Below are 16,849 nucleotides of genomic sequence, written 5' to 3' on the forward strand. Positions count from 1 at the left end.
ATGAAGCTCGTTTGGACGCCCAATTCCTGGGAGGAATACGAGTTTTGGCAGAAAACCGACATGCAGATGGTCGAAAAAATCAACGACCTGATCAGGAATGCCAAGAGAACACCGTTTCAAGGGCTCGGCAAGCCTGAGCCACTTAAGGGTGACCTGGCCGGTTTTTGGTCTAGGCGCATCTCAGGCGAACATCGATTTGTCTACCGCGTTGCGGGCTCGGCGAACGCTCAACAGATAGAAATCATCCAGTGCCGCTTCCATTACCGAAAATGGTAGCTACCTTCGCCACACCAGGAACACGGTAGACAGCGCCGGCAGGTCGAGCGTCACCGAGAACGGCTTCCCATGTGCCGGAACCCGCTCACCCCAGGCTTCCGCCTGCCCGAAATTCGATCCGCCATAGACCGCCGCGTCGGTGTTCAGCACCACCTGCCAACGGCCTTCCTCCGGCACGCCGACCCGGTAGCCGTGGCGCGGCACCGGCGTCATGTTCGACATGACCAGCACATGCGTTGATCGGTCCTGCGACGAACGCAGCATGCCATAGACCGAGTTTTCCGCATCGTCCGCCACCGCCCATTGAAAGCCTTCCGGGTGAAGGTCGCCGAACTGCAGCGCCGGCTCGGCCGCGTAAAGCCGGTTCAGATCGCGGATCAGCAACTGGACGCCGGCATGTTCCGGCCGGTCGAGCAGATCCCAGACCACCGATCCGTCATGGTTCCACTCGCCCTCCTGTGCGATCTCCTGTCCCATGAACAGGAGCTTCTTGCCGGGATGCCCCCACATGAAACCGTAATAGGCCCTGAGATTGGCGAGCTTCTGCCAGCTGTCGCCCGGCATCTTGCCGAGCATCGAGCCTTTGCCATGCACCACCTCGTCATGGGAGATCGGCAGCATGAAGCGCTCCGAATAGGCATAGATCATCCCGAAGGTCATGCCGCCATGGTGATATTTGCGATAGACCGGATCATCGGAAATGTAATGCAGCGTGTCATGCATCCATCCCATGTTCCATTTGAAATCGAAGCCGAGCCCGCCGTCTTCCGGCCGCTTCGTCACCCCCGGCCATGCGGTGGATTCTTCCGCCACGGTGAAGGCATGCGGGCAGCGGTCATGGATGATGCTGTTCAGGTGCTTGAAGAACTCGACGGATTCGAAATTCTCCCGCCCGCCATACTGGTTGGGGATCCATTCGCCTTCGTTGCGGCTGTAGTCGCGATAAAGCATCGAGGCCACCGCATCGACGCGCAGTGCATCCACATGGAAATGCTCGAGCCATTCCAGTGCCGAGGCGATGATGAAGCCCTTCACCTCGTTGCGGCCGAGATTGTATATCAGCGTGTTCCAGTCCTTGTGGAACCCCTCGCGCGGGTCTTCATGCTCGTAGAGCGCCGTGCCGTCGAAACGGGCAAGCCCCCACACATCGGTCGGGAAATGCGCCGGCACCCAGTCGAGGATGACGCCGATACCGACCTGGTGGCAGCGGTCGACGAAATAGGCGAAATCCTCCGGCGTGCCGTAGCGCCCGGTGGGCGCAAACAGGCCGAGCGGCTGGTAACCCCAGGAACCGCCGAACGGATGCTCCATGATCGGCAGCATTTCGATATGGGTGAAGCCGAGCGATTGCGCATAGGGGATCAGCCTCTGGCTGAGTTCCACCCAGTCGAGCGACCGGTTGCTCTCCTCGGAAATGCGCACCCAGGAGCCGAGATGCACCTCATAGACTGACATCGCGCCATCACGGCTGCGGTCCTGCGCCTGCTTCTCCATCCAGTCGCCGTCATGCCAGCGAAATGGCTTTGACGATGCGACGATCGAGGCGGTAGACGGTGCGGCCTCCGAAGACCGCGCCACCGGGTCGGCGCGCTGCGGCAGAAGGTTTCCGTGGCTGTCGAGCAGCTCGAACTTGTAGCGCTCGCCATGGGTGAGGCGGGGAATGAACAATTCCCAGATGCCCGCCTGAGGGCGAAGCCGCATCGGGTTGCGCCGCCCGTCCCAGGCATTGAAGTCGCCGACGACGGACACGCGCCTGGCATTTGGCGCCCAGACGGAAAACCGCACGCCCTCCACCCCGTCCACCTCCATCGGGATCGCGCCGAGCGTGCGGCCGAGCTCGTAATGGGTGCCCTGGCCGATCAGGTGCAGGTCGAGTTCGCCGAGAAGCGGGCCGAAGCTATAGGGATCTTCCGTCTCCTGCACCGCATCCGGCCATTCGATCCGCAGGCGATAGGGAGAAGGACTGCCGACGAGGCCGGCGAAGATGCCCGCCTCATGGATCGGCTCCAGCTCCGCCATCACGCGGCCGGTCTCGCTTTCGATCACCGAGACGGACAATGCACCCGGCAGAAGCGCGCGCACCACGGTGAGGTCGCCATATTGGTGTCGCCCGAGAATGGAGAACGGGTCGCCATGCCGTCCTTCGGCCAGCGCCTGCAGCCCTTCCTGCACCATTCCTGTCATCAGCTCTGCGCGTTCATATCTCATCGGTCAGTCTCCAGGAGTCGGGAGGCGATCGCCGAAAAACCGGCAAGCGGAAGCGGCAGCCAATGCGGGCGGCTGCGCACCTCATAGGCCACTTCGTAAGCCGCCTTTTCGAGCAGGAAGAGATCGAGCACCCGGTCGCGGTTCTCGTTCGACTGCATCAGCGGATCGGACTTTTCGACGGCGGTAAAGTAGGCGCCAAGGAAGGCGGCTTCCGCCAGTTCGGTAAAGCGCGTCGTCAACTGGCGATGGCGAATATCGTCCACCTCGCTCACCACTTCGCGGTCCATGTCGGCAGCGGCTGCCAGATAGCTCAGCGACCTGAGCAGCCCGGCAACATCGCGCAGCGGATTGGTCTTTGCCCGCCGCTCGCCAAGCGTCTTGGTCGGCTCGCCCTCGAAGTCGATGATATAGGCGTCGCTTTCCGCAACCAGGATCTGGCCGAGATGGAAATCGCCGTGATGGCGCGTCTTCAACGTACCACCGGTCGCCTCGGTCAGCCGGCTGGCAAGCGCCATCAGCTCGTCGCGGCGGGTAATCAGCGATCTGGCGATCTCCGCCATCTCGCCCTCCAGCCCCGGCAGCGTGCCTTCGAGAATGGTGAGGCTCTGGCCGATCTGGTCGGCGACCGCCCGACGTGCGGCTGCGACATCCTCCTTCGTGCCCCATTCGGGGCTGAAGGCCTCGTCATCGGTATTTTCGGCGAGCGCAACATGCAATTCGCCGAGCCGCGTTCCGATCGTTGCGGCAAAGTCGACGAGTGGCTTGAAATGCTCGTCGGCATCACCGTTTTCGAGGCCGGTGACGACGATCTCGTCGATCGAGCGACGCAGGTGACCCAGCATCCAGTTCCAGGCGTCACCCTGGTTGCGGATCGCCTTCTGCACGATGATCAGCGTGTGCCGCGTGCCATCCGGCCCGGTACGCGCAACCTCGCCGAGAAGCTGCGCCGTGTTGCGGTATCCGACCTTGGTAAGGTGCCGCGTCATCTCCACTTCCGGGTGGATGCCGGGGAAGATGTGGCGGATCAGCTTGACCATGGCGAGGTCGCCGACGATCAGCGAACTGTTCGACTGCTCGGCCGAAAGCCAGTGCACCGGCAGGTCGTCGGTGATGTCGAGCTTGTCGAGATGGTCGGTGCCGATGAATTCCAGGGCACCCGTCCGTCCGGTAATCACCGCCCGCTCCGACAGGCCGCGCAGGATGGCATGGGCAAAGCTCTCATGCGCGAACCCGTCGGTGAGGAAGCCGACGCGCCGACCTTGCCTTAGCCGCGCCATGGCAAGCTGCTGGGCAAGCGCCGTCGGAAAACTGTCGTCCCAGGAAACGGCAAGCGGCAGCAGGTAGCTGTCCATGCGCCCGGCAATATCCGCCTCCAGTTCCCCAAGCAGGATGTTGTTGGCAAAGGGCAGCGGCGTTGCCGAGACGAGCGAGGCATGGTTCAGGATCTGCCCCTTGGAGCCGAACCAGCGCCTCATGGTCAGATAACCGGGCAGCACCTCGCTCGACATCGTCTCGGCGAGCTTCGGCTGGTCGATCAGCTCCTGCAGGTCGCGGCGCACCACCATGGTCACCATGTCCTGCACCTGTTCCGGCGGTGCCTTGCGCCAGCTCGGGCCATCGGATTCCTGCGACAGCTGGAACCAGAAGAATCCGTAGGGCGGCAGCGTCAGGAGATAGGTCAATTGACCGACCGGCGGGAAGGGCGACATGCCGGTGAGCTCGATCGGCACCGATCCCTCGAACTGCGAAAGATCGAGCTCCACCGCCTGCGGCAGGCGCGAGAGATTGGCGACGCAAAGGATCGTCTCCCCGTCATGCTCGCGCAGATAGGCCATGATCTTGCGGTTGCCGGGGGTGAGAAATCTAAGCGAGCCACGACCGAAAGCCGGGTGCCGGTTGCGCAGCGCCAGCATCCGCCGGGTCCAGTTCAACAGCGAATGCGCATCCGCCCCCTGCGCCTCGACATTGACGGCCTCATAACCGTAGAGCGGGTCCATCACCGGCGGCAGCACGAGGCGGGCCGGGTCGCCCTTGGAAAACCCGCCATTGCGGTCCGGCGACCATTGCATCGGCGTGCGCACCCCGTCGCGGTCGCCGAGATAGATATTGTCGCCCATGCCGATCTCGTCGCCGTAATAGATCACCGGCGTGCCGGGCATGGAAAGGAGCAGCGCGTTCATCAGCTCGATCCGCCGCCGGTCGCGCTCCATCAGGGGCGCAAGACGTCTGCGGATACCGAGATTGATGCGGGCGCGACGGTCTGCGGCATAGGTGTTCCACAGATAGTCGCGTTCCTCGTCGGTCACCATTTCCAGCGTCAGCTCGTCATGGTTTCGAAGGAAGATCGCCCATTGGCAGTTTTCCGGGATTTCAGGCGTCTGGCGCATGATGTCGGTGATCGGGAACCGGTCTTCCTTGGCGATCGCCATATACATGCGCGGCATCAGCGGGAAATGGAACGCCATGTTGCATTCGTCGCCATCGCCGAAATATTCGCGCGTATCCTCCGGCCACTGGTTGGCCTCGGCAAGCAGCATCTTGCCGGGATGGCTTTCGTCCAGCGCCGCACGGATGCGCTTCAGGATATCGTGCGTCTCGGCAAGGTTCTCGTTATTCGTGCCCTCCCGCTCGATGAGATAGGGAATGGCGTCGAGCCGGAACCCGTCTATCCCGGTATCGGCCCAGTAGCGCATCACCTCGAGTAGCTCGTCCAGCACCGCCGGGTTGTCGAAATTGAGATCCGGCTGGTGCGAATAGAAGCGGTGCCAGTAATAGGCGCCGGCCACCGGATCCCAGGTCCAGTTCGACTTTTCCGTATCGAGGAAGATGATCCGGGTTTCGGGAAACTTCTGGTCGGTGTCGGACCAGACATAGAAATCCCGCTCGGGCGAACCCGCCGGTGCCTGCCGCGCCCGCTGGAACCACGGATGCTGGTCGGACGTGTGGTTGATGACAAGCTCGATGATCACCCGGATCCCGCGTTCATGGGCGGCATCGACGAAGGCGCGAAAATCCTCCATCGTGCCGTAGTCGGGGCTCACATTGCCGTAGTCCGCAATGTCATAGCCGTCGTCGCGCCGTGGCGAGGGGAAGAACGGCAGGAGCCAGATCGCATTGGCGCCGAGCGAGGCGATGTGGTCGAGCTTTTCCGTCAGCCCCCTGAAGTCGCCGATGCCGTCGCCGTTCGAATCGTGAAACGACTTCACATGCAGCTGGTAGATGATCGCATCCTTGTACCAGAGCGGATCGTTCGCCTCCGCCTGCGGCTGCTCGATCACCTCGGACAAGCTGTTGGTCATGAAATCCACGGCGCATTCCTCCCTTATCTGACGCGCCATATGGCGAACGGCAGTCCTGCCTGCGGATCGAGCCGCAGGCGCTGGATCTTTCCTGTCCAGGTGAACCGGTTGCCGGCGATCAGGTCTTCCAGTTGAAGTGAAGCGTGGTCGGAGAGGTTCCACGACCAGAGCGGAATTTCGACATCCGCCTCATGTGCATTGTATGGATCGAGATTGACGGCGATCAGCAGCACGTTTTCGCGTCCGGCACTCGCCTTCTCGAAGAACATGATGTTGTCGTTCCACGCGGTCAGAAGCTGCAGGCCGAGATGCGAATGCAGTGCCGGGTTCTCGCGGCGGATGCGGTTCAAAAACGCGATCTCGCCCTTGATATTGCCGGGCCGGTCGTAATCCCAGGCGCGGATCTCGTATTTCTCCGAATCCGCATATTCCTTGCGCTTCAAATCCGGCCGGCCTTCGCACAGCTCGAAACCGTTATAGACGCCCCAGAGGCCGGACAGCGTTGCGGCGAGAGCGGCGCGGATCAGATAGGCCGGACGCGGCGCGTTCTGCAGAAAGTCCGGGTTGATGTCGTGGGTGTTGACGAAGAAATGCGGCCGGAAGAACTCCTTCGGCTCTTCGGTGGTGATCTCGCGCATATATTGCTCGAGCTCCCACTTGGCATTGCGCCAGGTGAAATAGGTATAGGACTGCGAGAAGCCGACCTTGGCGAGCCGGTACATCACCTTCGGCTTGGTGAAGGCTTCCGACAGGAACACCACGTCGGGATGGCGCGAACGGATATCGGCAATCAGCCATTCCCAGAAGGGAAACGGCTTGGTGTGCGGATTGTCTACGCGGAACAGCCTGACCCCGTGATCGACCCACTTCTGCACCACGTCGCGCAGCTCGGTCCAAAGCGACGGCACGGCCTCGCAGGCGTAGAAATCGACATTGACGATGTCTTCGTATTTCTTCGGCGGGTTTTCCGCATAACGGATCGTCCCGTCCGGCCGCCACTCGAACCAGCCCGGGTGCGATTTGAGCCACGGGTGATCCGGCGAGGCCTGGATGGCGAGATCGAGCGCGATCTCCAGCCCGTGATCGGCCGCGGCATCCACCAGCCGGCGAAAGTCGTCGAACGTGCCGAGCTGCGGATGAATATCGGCATGTCCGCCTTCCGTCGATCCGATCGCATAGGGGCTGCCGGGATCGTCCGGACCGGGCGTCAGCGTGTTGTTCTTGCCCTTGCGGTTGGTCTTGCCGATCGGGTGGATCGGCGGGAAATAGAGGACGTCGAAACCCATCTCGCGAATGGCCGGTAGCCTTGCGATCACATCGTCGAACGTGCCGTGGCGGTTCTGGTCGCCGCTCTGCGACCGCGGAAAGATCTGGTACCAGCTGGCAAAACTCGCCGCCGTCCGCTCTGCATCCACGGGAATGATCTGCGAGCGCACCCGATGCGGCCGCCGATCGGCCCTGGCCATCAGCGTCGCCGTTTCCGGCAGAAGTAGGGTCTGGGTCCGCTGCCTGTCCTCTTCGGAGGTCAGCCGGTCGAACAGGTTTTGCAGCTTGGGCTTCAGCTCGCCGCTCGCATGATCCAGCGCGTCTAGCACCAGATTGATGCCCTCCTGGATCTCGAGCCTCAGGTCGAGCCCTGCCTCATGCTTCTTGGTGAACTCGTAGCGAAAAATCTGGAACGGGTTCCGCCATCCCTCGACGGCAAATTCGTGCCGCCCCATCCGCTTCAGCACGAACTCCGCCTGCCAGCGGTCGTTGGTGACGAGTTGCATCGGCGCTTCCTGCCAGTCCTCGTCATCGGCGCAGCGATAGATGAGCGCGGCGGAGAGCGGATCGTGACCGTCGCCGAAAATATCGGCCTCGACCTTCAACACGTCGCCGACGACGCGCTTCACCACGAAACGCCCGTTGTCGACTGAGGGCGTGATCTTCTCGATCGCCAGCCGCGGCGTAGCTGCGGCCTCGCCTGCAGCCGGCACCGGCACGGCATCGACGATCGGTTCCGACACATAGCCTTCGAAGATGCGGATCTCGCCAGGCTTGAGCCTCAGTTTCGCATCGAAGACCGCGCTTTCGTCCTCCGGTGCGATCAGCGGCAGGAAAGGGGAGGCAGCCACGCGCAGCAGATTGAAGGGCGCCGGAGCCGTCTTGCGCAGATCGCGGTTGAGAAGCACGACGCGCATCTTTTCTGACGCACGGCTATCCTCCTCGTCGGTCTGGAACAGCCCGACGACAGGCCCCTGGCTCGCCGAAACCAGCTTCAGCGGGCGGCGGGCAAACCCTGCGGCGCTCTTGTTGGTCTGGGCGGTGATCTCGCGGATATCCGCCGAGAGATCGTAGGAACTCTGGTCTTTGAGCCCGCGCAATCCCGAGCCGTCGCCATAAAGCGGATCGAGCGGCAGCGATATGCCATATTCAAACCCCATCGGGATCATCAGTCCGCTCGTAAAGGTCGAGGCGAGCTTGAGCGAACGGATCGCCTTGCGCTTGAGGATCTCGCAGCCATCCGTGCCATGCGCGATGCGCCTGCCGAACGGCGCCTCGGGAAAGGCGATCTGATAACCGAGATCGCGCTGGATCTGGTATTCGTCCATGATCCAGCGCTCCTCCATGTCCCACCAGGCAAGAGAGGAGAAACTGCCGTCCATGCCGGTCCCGGCAAGCGCCCTGCGCGCGGCAAACGGGCTGCCCGGTGTCCAGGCGACGAATATCGTATCCGGCTTGGCGCGCCTTGTATGGGCAATCATGTCATGCCAGACCTCCGATGCGACACGGCCGATGCCGAGGCAGCGGAAGCCGGCGACACCAGCGCCCGCAAATGCTTCAAGCCGGCCGCGCCAGCTGTCGATCTGCCGCGTCTCGGCGAGGAAATCGATCCTGCGGCCCCCATTTTGCTGCGGCTTCAGCCTCGGATCGGCGGCAATGGCGGTTTCGTGGGCGTCATCGACGGCAACCTGATCGATGACGAGGTCGAGCATGAATTTCAGCTCATGCCTGCCGGCTGCCGCAACCAGCGCCGCAATCGCCTCGACCGGATCGCGGCCGAGGCCAAGCGCGGGATCGAGGCGATCGAAATCCGCCGCCGTGAACACGCTCGTACCCTTGCCCCGATGAAACAGCGGCCCCGAGAGCACGGTATCGAAGCCGAGGTCGCGGGCATGGCCGAACATCTCCTCCCATGCAGTGATGCCGGCAAGCGCGAGCGGATGCACGTAATAGATCTGCGGTGGCAGGTCTGTCAGCGGAATTCGGGATACAAATTGCGGGCGCGTGTTCATCGGTCCTGCCTGCCTTTGAGGTTTGGGGCACTCGATCGGAGCCACGAAGTCCCTCGACTAACTGCGATCCGGCATGGCTGGTTCCGATAAAATTGTCTTGATCGGCCGCGCTTTGCGCTCACTGCTGCCGGATATCGAGCCGAACATGTTGAAGCGAAAGAGCAATCAAGGGTTGCTTTGATCCGGCCCTTCCAGCGCATTTTCGTCTCTGCCGCCGCAAAGCGTCCTTTCGCCACGCAGGTTTGTCCGATGCGGATAATCTTCCCGCTTCGCAAAACGCCGCCGATCCGGTTAAGTCATCCCGGTCGATTTCCAGAGGAGGAATGAGCATGGCGAAATTGCAGGTGGCGATGATCGGTCTCGGCATGGCGGCGGGCCACCACGCCCGCGCATTGCTCGATCTTGCCGATCAGGTCGAATGCGTCGCGGCCTATAGCCAGACCGAGGCACGCCGCCAGGCCTTTGCCGCGCAATACCCGATCCCGGTCGTCGACAGTCTGGAGGCGATCTTCGCCAATCCGGCAATCGATGCGGTGCTGATCCTGACGCCGCCCTCCAGCCATCTGGAACTGGTCGAGCGTGCGGTGGCGGCCGGCAAGCATATCCTTCTCGAAAAGCCGCTCGACATCAGCCTCGAGCGCGCCGAGGCGATCGTCAACCTTGCCGAAGAGGCCGGCGTGAAGCTCGGTGTTGTGCTGCAGAACCGCTTCCGGCCCGCAGCGCTGGCACTCGACCTTCTCGTCCTGACCGGCCGCCTCGGATCGCTGGTCGAGGCATCCGCCGCCATCCGCAACTGGCGGCCGCAGAGCTATTACGATGTCGAGGGCAGGGGAACGCGCGCAAGGGACGGCGGCGGGGTGCTGCTCACCCAGGGCATTCACACGATCGACCTGCTGCTGAGCTATGCCGGCACGCCGAAGGACGTCGCCTCCTTCGTCCGCACCACGCCGATCCACAGGATGGAGACCGAGGATCTGGTCACCGCCGCATTCTCCTATGAAAGCGGCGCGATCGGCACGCTCAACGCGACGACCGCGGCCTATCCGGGCCTGCCGGATCGCATCGAACTGATCGGCACGCAAGGCACGGCCGTGCTTTCCGGCGATACGCTGGATGCTTCCTTCATCGATGGCACGGTGGCGCAGGTGGGCGGCGAGACGAGCATCGGCAGCGGCGCCGACCCGATGGCCTTCGGTCACGACATGCATCGCGCCCTGATCGGCAATTTTCTCGCCTCAGTCAGGGGTGAGGACACTTTGCGCGTCACCGGCGGCGATGCCTTGCGCGCCCAGCGCTTCATCGAGCAGATCTTGATTGCAAGCCGCTGAACCGGCTTACAAACCGGCCGCCTTGCGCAACTCCTCGGCCATGCGGCTTCGCCAGTCCTTGCCCGAGGCCTTGAACCTGTCGAGCACGTCGGGATCGAGCCGCAGCGTCACCGCAACCTTCGGTGCCTCGATCTTCGGCCGGCCGCGCGCGGCAATCGCCTTCTCCATCTCTGCTGCCATTTCCGGGAAGACCTCGCGGAACGGGCGCATGCTTGCCAGTTTCGCGTCCGTCAAAGGCGGATTGTCCTGATCCTCTTCGGCAGCCTGATGGATTCGCGCCTCTTCTTCGTCGGTAATATCGGGGAAACGGGATTCAGTCTTCGGCATAGCGTTTCCTTTCTTTCCGGCTGGCGCGCCGTGCGCTGATGATCGAAATGGCCTCGCGACCCATCATCGAAAAGACGACCGTCGTCAGATCACCGCCCATCGGTCCGATCGCCGTATATCGCGGTCGTCCATCCGCAGCCGAATAACTGGGTTCGATCAATGCTTCCAAAAAGTCGAAGTCCGAAGCCACCACGGCAAAATCCAGGCCGTGCAGCCGGATGTTCCTCTGACGCTTTATCTCATCCCAGACAAACTTGACCATTATTCGTACACGAAAAATCGCCGCCCGACAACGAGCGACGATCCGATGAAACGAAGATGGTTACAATCCCGCGATTGTAGGGGTCAGCAGATGACCGTTTCGGCGATCCGGATGCCGAAGCCTTCAAGCCCGACATAGTGGCGTTCGCTGCGGGTCAGGAGCTTGATCGAGGTGACGCCGAGATCTTTGAGGATCTGCGCGCCGAGCCCGATTTCCAGCCATTCGCTTTCGCGTGCCTGGGCTTCCGCATGAGCTTCCTGGCCCTGGCGCACCTTGCGGCCGGTATCCGTCTGGCCAACGCCGACCGAGCCCTCGCGCAGATAGATGATGACGCCGCGGCCTTCCTTCTCGATGACCTTCATGTAGCGCTCGACGGAGCGCTCGGCACCGAACACGTCCTGTGCGACGTTTTCCAGATGCAGGCGGACCGGAATATCGACGCCATCGCGGATATCGCCGAAGATCACGGCGACATGCTGCATCGGGTCCCAGGGCAGCGAATAGGCGACAGCCTTGGCCTTGCCGTTCGCCGTGGCGACGTCGAAGGACGAAATCACCTCGATCAGCGTTTCCTTGCGCTGACGATAGGCGATCAGGTCGGCAACCGATACCTGTTTCAGGCCATGCTTGGCGGCAAACTCGGTAACCTGCTGGCCGCGCGTGACCGTACCGTCGTCATTGACGAGTTCGCAGATCACCCCGATCGGCGGCAGGTTGGCAAGCTTGCAGAGATCGACAGCGGCTTCCGTATGGCCGGAGCGCATCAGCACGCCGCCCTCGCGCGCGATCAGCGGGAAGATATGGCCTGGACGGACGAAGTCGGCCGGGCCGACATTCGGATTGGCGAGATTGCGAACCGTCAGCGTCCGGTCCTCGGCCGAAATGCCGGTCGTCGTGCCATGCTTGAAATCGACAGTCACGGTAAAGGCCGTCGTGTGGGCGCTGTCGTTCTCGGCCACCATGGCATTGAGGTTCAGCCGCTTGGCCTCGCCGCGCGGCATCGGTGCGCAGACGATACCCGACGTGTGGCGCACGATGAAGGCCATCTTGTCGGGCGTGCAATGGACTGCGGCGACGATCAGGTCGCCCTCGTTCTCGCGGTCGTCATCATCGGTGACGACGACGATTTCGCCGGCTTCGAAGGCGCGGATGGCGTCGACGACGCGTTTCTGATCGTATGCCATGAAAGTATTCCTAGAGGTTCATATCGGCCGTCTGACGCCCGGTCTGGGCACGGTCTCGGAGGTAATGATCGGCGATCGCGCATGCGACCATGGCTTCACCAATGGGGACTGCACGAATGCCCACGCACGGGTCGTGGCGGCCCTTGGTGCGGACATCGACATTGTGGCCGTCGGCATCGATCGACCGCCGCTCGGTCAGGATCGAGGAGGTCGGCTTGATGGCGAAACGTGCAATGATCGCTTCGCCGGTGGAAATCCCGCCAAGGATGCCGCCGGCATGGTTGGACAGGAAGATCGGCTTTCCGTCATTGCCCATCCGCATCTCGTCGGCATTTTCCTCGCCGGTCAGTTCCGCCGAGGCAAAACCTTCGCCGATCTCGACGCCCTTGACCGCATTGATCGACATCAGCAGCGAGGCGATATCCTGGTCGAGCTTGCCATAGATCGGTGCGCCAAGACCGGCGGGAACGCCTTCGGCAATGACTTCGACGACCGCGCCGATCGAGGACCCGGCCTTGCGGATGCCGTCGAGATACTCTTCCCAGACGGGAACCATAGCCGCATCCGGGCAGAAAAACGGGTTCTGGTCGACCTGCGCCCAGTCCCAGTTGCTGCGGTTGATCTTGTGCTTGCCGATCTGCACCAGCGCGCCGCGAACCTTGACGCCGGGAACGACGAGCCGGGCGATTCCGCCTGCCGCAACGCGCGCCGCCGTCTCGCGGGCCGAGGACCGTCCGCCGCCGCGATAGTCGCGGATCCCGTATTTGACGTCATAGGTATAGTCGGCATGTCCGGGGCGGTAGCTGCGGGCAATCTCGCCGTAATCCTTGGAGCGCTGGTCGGTATTCTCGATCAGCATCGAAATCGGCGTGCCGGTCGAGATCATCGTCTCGCCGTCCTCGTCGAACATCACGCCGGAAAGCACCTTGACGATATCGTCCTCGCGCCGCTGGGTGACGAAGCGAGACTGGCCGGGCTTGCGCTTGTCCATCCAGGCCTGAAGTTGCGCCAGTGTGAAGCGAAGGCCGGGAGGGCAGCCGTCGACGACGCAGCCGAGTGCAGGCCCATGGCTCTCGCCCCAGGTCGTAACGCGGAAAAGGTGACCGAACGTGTTGTGGGACATCAATGCTGCCTGACTGCTGGTTCGCCGCAATCCCTGGAAATGGCGACGCACGGATTTTGAGTGTCGCAGCGTCTTCGTGCACCATAGGTGGAATATGGCATCGCAGGCGTTGGGAACACCGTTTTTATGAGGGCTTTCATAGGCAAAAGGCCGCCTTCGGACAAGCTTTTCTTGCGCCCTTGCGGTACGGCGGCAGTGAACAGTCCGGTCAGTCGAACGCGATCATGCTGCCGGCTGCTTCCAGCCCTTGCGGGCGGCCTCCGCCAGCTGCTCGAAGGGCAGCGGCCGGGCGAAGGCATAACCCTGCAAAACGTCGCAGCCCAGCTCGCGCAGCAGGCGCGCATGGTCGAAGGTCTCGACCCCTTCTGCCACCGTCTCGACGCCGAGCGAGCGGGCGATATCGACGATCGATCGCACCAACGCCCGCTCCTGGGGAGCCCCAAGGATAGGCTGCACGAGCTGCTTGTCGATCTTCAGTCGCTTCGGCCGCAGTTTGAGCAGGCTGACGATCGACGTGTGCCCGGTGCCGAAATCGTCGATTTCAACGTCGATGCCGAGTTCCTTGATCTTTTCCAGATTGTCGACGACGCTGGTGTCGCTGTCGTCGAGAAATATCGATTCCACCAGTTCGAAGGCGATCTCGCCGGGAGATATCTGCAGGCCGCGCAGCATCTCGATCAGGTTCGTGTCGTGCAGTCGCTTGGCCGAGACATTGACCGAGACGCGGGGAATGACGATGCCCTGCGCCGTCCAGCGCATCTTGTCCTTCAGCGCCGTCTCCAGCACGATCTGGTCCAGTGTCGCCGAAACGTTGATATCGTCGGCGATCTTGAGGAAATGGTCGGGTGTCAGGATGCCACGGCGCGGATGGTTCCAGCGGATCAGCGCCTCGACGCCGGTCAGGATATTGGTTTCGGCGCAGACCTGCGGCTGGTACCAGGCGACGAATTCGTGGTTGTCGATGGCGCTCAGAAGCTCGTCGGCCGTGCGCTTGTGGTCGATGATCTCGGCATGCAGGTTCTGGGTGAAGAACTCGCTGCGATTTCGTCCCAGCCCCTTGGCCCGGTAGAGGGCGAGGTCGGCATTGACGAGAATGCGGCGCGCATCGACATGGAAGCCATTGGCCTCCGCAATGCCGATGGAAACGCCGCAGCGACAGGAGAAGCCCTCGAAGTCGACCGGCAGACGGAAGTCGGAAATGATCCGTTCGGCAAGCCTGGCAAGCTCCGCCTGGCTTGAGCGGCCATGGACGAGAATGACGAACTCGTCGCCGCCGATGCGGGCCACCAGGTCGCCGTCCTCGACATTCTGCGTCAGGATGCGTGAGGCGTGCACGAGCATCGCATCGCCCGCGGCATGCCCCAGCGTGTCGTTGATCTGCTTGAAGCGATCGAGATCGAGATGCAGCAGCGCGAATTTCTGCCGCCCGCCCGCCCGGCTCAGCGCATCGAGTTCGAGGTCGAGCTTGCGACGGTTGGCAAGCAGGGTCAGCGGGTCGTGCAGCGCGTTGTGCTCGATCCGGCTCTTGGCAAGTTCCAGCTCGCTGTTCTTGGCATCCGCTTCGGTCTTTGCCTTTTGCAGTTCGACCGTCAGGATGGCATCCTTGGTGACGTCGAAGGCCAGGCCGATCAGCTTCTTCGAGCCGTCTTTGCTGATATGCAACTGTCCGACGGAGCGAATGTAGCGGGTCGAACCGTCCGGCTGCGGCACGCGCACCACCAGCGCCTCGCGCGTGTTTCCGCCAAGATAGGTTCTCGACGCATTGATCGCGATCGGCCGGTCTTCGGGTAGGATCAGGTTGAGCCAGCGCTCCTGGGTCATGATGCCGTTGGTGAACGGTACTCCGTAGAGCTGGCACATGCGGGCATCCCAGGTTTCCACTCCGAGTGCCGGCGAATATTCCCAGATGCCGCAGCCATAGGAGGCGAGCGCGAGATCCAGTCGGCTGGACAATTCTTCGAGTTCCCGCTCGCGGTTGGACAACTCGTCCAGCGCCAGTTCAAGCTCCGCATTCTTGACGTCGGCATCCGTCTTGGCGTCGCGCAGGGTCTGCGCCATCAGCATGTCCGCGGTCGCATCCCAGACGATGCCGGTCATGCGCTGGCTGCCGTCGATATTCTCGTAGCGCGCGCCGGCCGATCTTAGGTGGCGGACGGTGCCGTCGGACAAGGCAACCCGATATGTCTCGCTGCAGGGCTCGTAGAGCTGCGCCCAGCGCAGCAGGTGTGCTTCCGCCTTTGCCCGGTCCTCGGGCATCACGAGACCCAGCAGGTCCTTGAGTTTCTGCATCTCCTGGCGGGAACTGGCCCCATGCAGCGCCCTTGCGCGCCGGTCGAGAAACAGCTGCACACCATCGCCGGCCACTTCCCATATGCCGATATTGGAAGCATCCATGGCAAGATTGAAGCGCTGGGACAGGTCGACGAGGTTTGCCTCGCGCATCTTGAGTTCGGCGATATTGCGATTGCGCTCCGACAGGAGCCCTGTCGCAACCAGGATCGGCCCGATCACGCCAAGAGCGCCGAGCGCCAGCAGAAGTCGAAAATTGCGCTGATTGGAGGGTGTCACCTCCCAGCCATTTTTCGGCGCCATCGCCAGCTCCCAGCGGGATCCGGCTACATCGATCGTCTTCGTCAGCGCCGATTTTCCATCGACGCCATCGTCGCCGAGAAAGGGCAGATATTCCGGCCTGGAGGCATCCCTGAGCGAAAAATTCGTCCAGCTCAGATCGGTCAGGTTCTCTTTCGGCCGGTCGCCGTCGAGCATCATTCCTGCGGCCCGCAGCAGGGCGGTCTTGTCGATGATCACGGCAAGCGCGTCACGGGTCGTGAGTGAACCGCCGTCTTCCGGCTTCATCGGAACGATGAGAGTGATGTGATTCTCCTGCGAGCCCGTCAGCAGGAACGGCTCGCTCATCCGCGCCGCCTTGCCGAGATCGGTGCGCAGGTGCTCGATGTTGAACGGACTTGGTTCGCCGGGTTTCAGCAGCCCCGTCGGGGTCTGGATCTGCGAGATCTGAAGCCCCGGCGCGATGGCAACGGCAGAAAAATGCCCATGGCTCTCGAATATCAGGCCGATCAGCTGGCGCAGGTGATCCGGCGAAATATTCGTTTCGTGGAACAGCTCGTGAGCCAGGATCTCGGTATCCTTGATGTCGCCTTTCAGATGCCACGCCAGCCTGTGCGACATGGAGGATGCGGTGTTTTCCACATTTTCCCGCAGTGCAGCCCGGCTCGCATCCGTATTGCGGCGGTCGAGATTGAAGGCGATTGCAACGATGCAAAGAGAGATTGAAAGGGCTATCAGCAGTGAGATCGGGTTGGGTGCAATGATACTCTGCCAGCTTAGGCGGTGCGGCGGCCTGAATTTCACTGTGTTGATGCCCGTCGTTAACTATCTTGAACGTCGAAATATTATGATTGTGTCGAGTTAATTTATCATTTCGCGAATTTCCGGACGTGGCCGCGCGGAAATCCATTGTTTAATACTATGTAAATCATGGCCTGTGCTGCATCGGAACAGGAAATTAAGGTATTGTATGAACATCCGTTAATAATAAAGCCC

The 16,849-nt window shown here is 62.1% G+C and carries 10 protein-coding genes; 2 read left to right on the plus strand and 8 right to left on the minus strand.

Features of this window, described 5'->3' with window-relative positions; all coding sequences use genetic code 11:
- Complete coding sequence (locus NCHU2750_RS02485; RefSeq protein ID WP_119939006.1) at positions 1-276, plus strand: Txe/YoeB family addiction module toxin; 276 nt, start codon at positions 1-3, stop codon at positions 274-276.
- Here NCHU2750_RS02485 and glgB read toward each other — a convergent pair whose 3' ends face one another.
- From glgB to NCHU2750_RS02500, 3 genes are read right to left on the minus strand one after another with little or no spacing between them, the layout of a single operon-like run.
- Positions 277-2,484, minus strand: coding sequence for a 1,4-alpha-glucan branching protein GlgB (gene glgB, locus NCHU2750_RS02490; RefSeq protein ID WP_119939007.1), 2,208 nt, complete (start codon positions 2,482-2,484; stop codon positions 277-279).
- A complete protein-coding gene (gene treS, locus NCHU2750_RS02495; protein WP_119942865.1) occupies positions 2,481-5,783 on the minus strand; it encodes a maltose alpha-D-glucosyltransferase in 3,303 nt (1,100 codons plus the stop codon). The genes glgB and treS overlap by 4 nt, the downstream gene beginning before the upstream one ends.
- A gap of 23 nt (positions 5,784-5,806) precedes the next feature.
- Positions 5,807-9,061: an alpha-1,4-glucan--maltose-1-phosphate maltosyltransferase gene (locus NCHU2750_RS02500; RefSeq protein WP_119939008.1), complete on the minus strand. Its 3,255-nt coding sequence runs from the start codon at positions 9,059-9,061 to the stop codon at positions 5,807-5,809.
- Between the two features lie 329 nt (positions 9,062-9,390).
- Here NCHU2750_RS02500 and NCHU2750_RS02505 point away from each other — a divergent pair, with 329 nt between their 5' ends.
- Positions 9,391-10,389, plus strand: coding sequence for a Gfo/Idh/MocA family protein (locus NCHU2750_RS02505; RefSeq protein ID WP_119939009.1), 999 nt, complete (start codon positions 9,391-9,393; stop codon positions 10,387-10,389).
- Positions 10,390-10,395: 6 nt separating this feature from the next.
- On the opposite strand, the gene NCHU2750_RS02510 is transcribed toward NCHU2750_RS02505, so the two are convergent.
- The 5 genes from NCHU2750_RS02510 to NCHU2750_RS02530 all read right to left on the minus strand — a co-directional run bounded on the left by NCHU2750_RS02510 (position 10,396) and on the right by NCHU2750_RS02530 (position 16,657).
- Positions 10,396-10,716: a BrnA antitoxin family protein gene (locus NCHU2750_RS02510; protein ID WP_119939010.1), complete on the minus strand. Its 321-nt coding sequence runs from the start codon at positions 10,714-10,716 to the stop codon at positions 10,396-10,398.
- Positions 10,703-10,978, minus strand: coding sequence for a BrnT family toxin (locus tag NCHU2750_RS02515; RefSeq protein ID WP_119939011.1), 276 nt, complete (start codon positions 10,976-10,978; stop codon positions 10,703-10,705). Before NCHU2750_RS02515 ends, NCHU2750_RS02510 begins: the two co-directional genes overlap by 14 nt.
- Positions 10,979-11,061: 83 nt before the next feature.
- On the minus strand, positions 11,062-12,162 hold the full coding sequence (gene ribB / locus NCHU2750_RS02520; protein ID WP_119939012.1) for a 3,4-dihydroxy-2-butanone-4-phosphate synthase: 1,101 nt from the start codon (positions 12,160-12,162) through the stop codon (positions 11,062-11,064).
- A 10-nt stretch (positions 12,163-12,172) separates the two neighbouring features.
- Positions 12,173-13,285, minus strand: coding sequence for a chorismate synthase (gene aroC / locus NCHU2750_RS02525; protein WP_119939013.1), 1,113 nt, complete (start codon positions 13,283-13,285; stop codon positions 12,173-12,175).
- Positions 13,286-13,507: 222 nt separating this feature from the next.
- Positions 13,508-16,657 (minus strand): putative bifunctional diguanylate cyclase/phosphodiesterase, encoded by a 3,150-nt coding sequence (locus NCHU2750_RS02530; RefSeq protein ID WP_119939014.1) that lies wholly within the window; start codon positions 16,655-16,657, stop codon positions 13,508-13,510.
- Positions 16,658-16,849: the final 192 nt, after the last annotated feature.

The sequence above is a fragment of the Neorhizobium sp. NCHU2750 genome (genome assembly GCF_003597675.1).
Lineage (GTDB): Bacteria > Pseudomonadota > Alphaproteobacteria > Rhizobiales > Rhizobiaceae > Neorhizobium.

Coding starts and splice junctions, on each gene's coding strand:
- aroC (WP_119939013.1), bottom strand. CDS start 13,285: ATGTCCCACAACACGTTCGGTCACCTTTTCCGCGTTACGACCTGGGGC.
- NCHU2750_RS02510 (WP_119939010.1), bottom strand. CDS start 10,716: ATGCCGAAGACTGAATCCCGTTTCCCCGATATTACCGACGAAGAAGAG.
- NCHU2750_RS02485 (WP_119939006.1), top strand. CDS start 1: ATGAAGCTCGTTTGGACGCCCAATTCCTGGGAGGAATACGAGTTTTGG.
- NCHU2750_RS02500 (WP_119939008.1), bottom strand. CDS start 9,061: ATGAACACGCGCCCGCAATTTGTATCCCGAATTCCGCTGACAGACCTG.
- NCHU2750_RS02515 (WP_119939011.1), bottom strand. CDS start 10,978: ATGGTCAAGTTTGTCTGGGATGAGATAAAGCGTCAGAGGAACATCCGG.
- treS (WP_119942865.1), bottom strand. CDS start 5,783: ATGACCAACAGCTTGTCCGAGGTGATCGAGCAGCCGCAGGCGGAGGCG.
- NCHU2750_RS02505 (WP_119939009.1), top strand. CDS start 9,391: ATGGCGAAATTGCAGGTGGCGATGATCGGTCTCGGCATGGCGGCGGGC.
- ribB (WP_119939012.1), bottom strand. CDS start 12,162: ATGGCATACGATCAGAAACGCGTCGTCGACGCCATCCGCGCCTTCGAA.
- glgB (WP_119939007.1), bottom strand. CDS start 2,484: ATGAGATATGAACGCGCAGAGCTGATGACAGGAATGGTGCAGGAAGGG.